This is a genomic window from Methyloceanibacter sp. (genome assembly GCF_049590335.1).
GTDB lineage: Bacteria > Pseudomonadota > Alphaproteobacteria > Rhizobiales > Methyloligellaceae > Methyloceanibacter.
This window is the reverse complement of sequence record NZ_JBAWCQ010000102.1, coordinates 1-4,794: the sequence shown is the minus strand read 5'-3', so window position 1 is coordinate 4,794 and position 4,794 is coordinate 1. Positions and strand designations below refer to the sequence as shown.

Below are 4,794 nucleotides of genomic sequence, written 5' to 3'. Positions count from 1 at the left end.
CAGGTGCACCTGCCGCGGGAGATGCCGCTCCCTGCGCGCCTCCGCCCGGGGCCTCTCCCCGTGCCGCGGCAGCCGCCGCAGCGGAGACCTGCTCCGGCTTGAAAGCTTCCATGACCGTTCCGCCCTGCCCTTTTCGGGCCGGTAGGCCGGTCTTGTGATTCACGGGAACCATCACCGCCCCCTCTGGCGCACGGAACGGCTTCGGCGGCACGCCCTCCAAAGCCTCGGCAAAGAACTGCTTCACGATCGGCGCCGCAAGTCCACCTCCCGTCGCGCTTCGGCCCATGGGCTTGGGCTGGTCGTAGCCCACATAGGATCCGACGACGAGATCGGGCGTGTAGCCGATGAACCAAGCGTCCTTGTAATTGTTGGTCGTCCCGGTCTTGCCGCCGATAGGCCGGTTAAGCGAGACCAGACGGCGCGCCGTACCGGACTTCACGACGCCCTCCATAATACCGACCATCTGGTAAGCGGCGATCGGATCGACGATCTGCTCGTTTACCTCGACGAGTTCCGGCTCCGCCTGACCGGTCCATTCGCGCGCCGCGCAACCATCGCAGTCGCGCTTGTCGTGTTTCCAGATCGTGCGCCCGTAGCGGTTCTGGATCCGGTCGATAAAGGTCGGCTCCACCTTCCGGCCGCCATTCGCAATCATCGAATAGGCCGTCACCATACGCAGAAGCGTGGTCTCACCCGCGCCGAGCGACATTGACAGCGCCGGCATCAGGTTGTCGTAAACCCCGAAGCGCTTCGAATATTCCGCGATGACCGGCATGCCGATATCCCGTGACAGACGCACCGTCATCAGGTTCCGCGACTTCTCGATGCCCCGGCGCAAAGTCGAGGGCCCGGCGCCGCCGCCCGAATAGTTCTTCGGACACCACGGCGGCATGCCACGGCCCTGGCTCACGCAAATGCGTCCGTCGAGAATGACGCTGTTGGGCGCATACCCATTGTCCAGAGCGGTCAAATAGATAAGAGGTTTGAACGACGAGCCCGGCTGCCGCAGGGCCTGCGTTGCGCGATCGAACTGGCTCTGGTGGAAGCTGAAGCCGCCGGCAATCGCGACAACGCGGCCCGAGTGCGGGTCCATGGCCACAAGTGCGCCACTGACCTTCGGAACTTGCTGAAGCGACCATTGCCCGGCAACGGTCTCGGGAGCCTCGGTCTCGCCGTCCTTCTTCGTCTTCGCCTTGAGCGGCGCCACGTAGATGACGTCACCCGGCTTAAGAGCGGACTTGACCGACTTTCTGGTCCACCGGACCTGGGACGACGGGATCACGCCGGTTTCGCGCTCTGCGACCAGCTGACCCTGCTTATCGCGTCCCGGCCGAAGGCCGATCTTGGCTTGGTTGTTGCTGGTCTCAAGAACAACTGCGAGCTTCCAGGGCTCAATATCCTTCCACACCGGAATGCCGGCGAGCGTCTTGCCCCAGTCGCCTGTGATTTCGATCTTCTTCTCCGATCCACGCCAGCCAGCATGGGAGCGGTCATATTTGGTCAGCCCGTTCACGAGGGCTTCGCGCGCTATCGCCTGCATGCGCGGATCCAGCGATGTGCGAACAGAGAAACCACCGCCATAGAGCTTGTCTTCGCCGAAGCGGTCGAGAATTTCGCGGCGCACCTCCTCGGCAAAATACTCGGAGGCGTGAATGCGCGGCCCGAACCTCTTCGCGAGGACCGTGAGCGGCTTGGCCTTCGCAGCCTCGCCTTCTTCAGGCGAAGCATAGCCGTTCTCGACCATGCGATCGAGGACCCAATTCCGCCGTTGCAGAGCACGCTCCTGGTGCTTAATCGGATGGTATCGGCTGGGCGCCTTTGGCAGGACGGCAAGATAAGCCGCCTCTTCCAAGGTGAGTTCGTTGAGCGCCTTATCCCAGTAACGTTGGGCCGCAGCCGCGACACCATAGGCGCCACCACCGAGATAAATCTCATTTAGGTAAAGCTCGAGGATCTGGTCTTTTGTGAACGCGCGTTCGATACGGATGGCGAGGATCGCCTCCTTCAGCTTGCGTTCGATGTTCCGATCGCTTGTCAGGAGGAAGTTCTTCGCAACCTGCTGCGTGATCGTCGAAGCACCCTGCTTGCCGCCGCCGCCACTCAGATTTGCGACCACGGCTCGCACAATACCCTGCATGTCCAGACCGCCGTGCTGGTAGAAGTTCTTGTCCTCGGCGGATAGGTACGCATCGATTACGCGCTTTGGCACTGCCGTGATCGGTACGTAGATGCGCCGCTGACGCGAATATTCCGCGATCAGACGCCCGTCATTGGCATGAATGCGGGTCATGACCGGCGGCTCGTATCTGGCCAGCTTTTCGTAGTCCGGCAGTTCCTGAGAGACCTTCCAAAGCACGAATGCCACAGCACCGGCGACGGCGATGGACAGGATCATGCAAGCGGCGAAGACAAAACCCAATAGCCGCAAGAAAAACCCGCCTCGCTTCTTCTTCCGCCCCTGTTTGGGGGGATTGACCGGTGCCGTGATGTCCATGTGATCTCTGCTGTTTTAACCCGCCTACCCAAAAGACGGGATTCCTGACTTCAACCTAATCAAGAATATGGCAACAAAACGCAATAGTCGCGCGGAATCGCAGACGTCCCGGCAAGCGGACCAAACCGGAATCCGCAGGATCGGCCCGCTAGAACGGTGCCCAGGCCATGCGTTGTTTGAAATAATTGTCCACCGCGGCGCTTATGGCGCCCGCCATGCGATCGCGCCAGGTATCGGAGGTGAGCTGCTTCTCGTCCTCCTCGTTTGAGAGGAAACCGAGCTCCAGCAACACCGAGGGCACGTCCGGGGCCTTGAGAACCCGGAAGCCCGCCGAACGCAACTGTTTCGTATGGAGCCGGCCCTTGGCCGCCAGCTCACCCACTATAGAGCGGGCCATCACCACCGAGCGGTTATTGGTCTCGCGCTGGGCCAGATCGATGAGGATGTTGGTCACCACCTCGTCGGAATCCTTTGGCAGCTCCACGCCAGCGATCGCGTCGGAGAAATTCTCCTTTGTAGCCAGGGCTCTCGCCTCTTCGTCGCTCGCTTCCTCGGAGAGCGTGAAGACGGTGGCGCCCCGCGCATCGTCGATTTCGGCCGGGAAATAATCCGCGTGCAGCGATACGAAAAGCCCGGCGCTTTTCGTCTGGGCGAATTTCACCCGCTCCTTGAGCGGCAGGAAGGTGTCGTCGTCGCGGGTCATGAACACTTTATAGCGGCCCGAAGCCTCGAGCTTCTTGCGGAGCCGCCTGGCAAAGGCCAACACGACGTCCTTTTCCTGGATGCCGTTGGCGCTCTTGGCGCCGGGATCAATGCCGCCATGGCCCGGATCGAGCACCACGACTGGTTTTGCGACGTCAGACGCCGCAACGGCCTGGGCGCGCTCGACGGTCGCCGTCTGCGCGGCCTTCGTGCGCTGTTCCTTCAGTGTTGCGAGGAAGGTCTTTTCGTCGGTCGGCACAAGGTCGACGACCAGGCGCGCCGGTTGGTTATCCCGCGCCCCGAGCACGAAGGACCGGTCGATGAGGAACGGTCCGCTCAGGTCGAGAACGATGCGCGACTTGCCCGGTGCGAACAGACCGTAGCGAAAGCCCGTGACCAGGCCGCGCGTCTCGTTGCCGATCCCTTTGGGCATCTGAAAGCTTACATCGGCGGCATCCACGATAACCCGGTAGGGATTGCCAAGCGCAAAGACGTTCACGTCCACCTTTTTGGACAAGTCGGCAATGAAGCGCGTGCGCTCGCGGTCTCCGGCAAGGCGCGCGTCCTGCGCAATGGCGCCGGAAGATTCCGCCAATGCGGGTCGGGAACCCGCCAGGGACACGAGGGCACCCGCCGAGAGTGCCAACAACAGCGCCAAAACCCGCCTTCCCAGCTGCCGCATGATGCGCATTTCGTCCTACTTGACCGTTTCAATCTCCGCCTTGCGCACCAAACGCGACGGGCGCCATTTCGTTCACTCTGACACGCGACGGGGACGCTATTGCAGCCCCTTGGGCCCCAAATCGACCCTCGGCAGGGCCCAAATGTTAACCACTTCCGGTTAAGCGTCCGTTGTCCTTTAGAGCCAATCCAGCCCTCAGCACTTGCCAAATCTCCCGGCAACACACTAATAGAAGGTGACTCATTTCAGTGAGTCTCAAGCCCTTGGACGCCAGAAGGCGGGACGGGCAGAAACAATTTGGCGCGCCGAGCCTAGGAGAATCTGGCTCTGACGCAGGAATGCGGCGGCATTTAAGGATAATCGCCGCCTTAGTAAAAACAGGTCGCAGCGCTTCGCTCGCGGCTATTAGGAAATCGCGATGCACAGTCAGGGCGGACAGATAGGCTACCGGAATCATGGTGCTTTCTCTTTGCCTCTCGACACTCGGCGGCCGAGACAGGCCGCTCCCCGAGGCCCATCAACTGGGACTCTGACGGGGCGTCGCTTGGTAATATGGTCTACTGATATTATGTCCGCGTGGCCCTCAGGCTCGCGCCCGGCGCTGCGGCTCATGCCGCTGATTGCCGAACGCCGCGCGGCGGAGAACAAGCAACATGGCAAACAAAATGCTTATCGATGCGGCGCATCCGGAGGAGACCCGGGTCGTCGTCAAAGGGAATCGTGTCGAGGAATTTGATTACGAATCCGCAAGTAAAAAACAGCTCCGTGGAAATATCTACCTCGCAAAAGTCACGCGGGTAGAACCTTCTCTGCAGGCCGCTTTTGTCGATTACGGTGGTAATCGGCACGGTTTTCTGGCTTTTACTGAAATCCACCCTGATTATTATCAGATCCCGGTTGCGGATCGTGAGGCGCT

At 61.0% G+C, this 4,794-nt stretch carries 2 protein-coding genes and 1 pseudogene; 1 reads left to right on the top strand and 2 read right to left on the bottom strand.

The features are described 5' to 3' along the window. Positions 1-2,494, bottom strand: a 2,494-nt coding sequence (locus WBQ77_RS08295; RefSeq protein WP_424059737.1) for a penicillin-binding protein 1A, incomplete at its 3' end; no start/stop codon positions are given. Between the two features lie 148 nt (positions 2,495-2,642). Then, a complete protein-coding gene (locus WBQ77_RS08290; RefSeq protein WP_424059735.1) occupies positions 2,643-3,878 on the bottom strand; it encodes an N-acetylmuramoyl-L-alanine amidase in 1,236 nt (411 codons plus the stop codon). A gap of 653 nt (positions 3,879-4,531) precedes the next feature. On the opposite strand from WBQ77_RS08290, the pseudogene WBQ77_RS08285 reads away from it, so the two are divergent. Next, a pseudogene (locus WBQ77_RS08285) lies at positions 4,532-4,794 on the top strand (hypothetical protein); the annotation flags it as partial.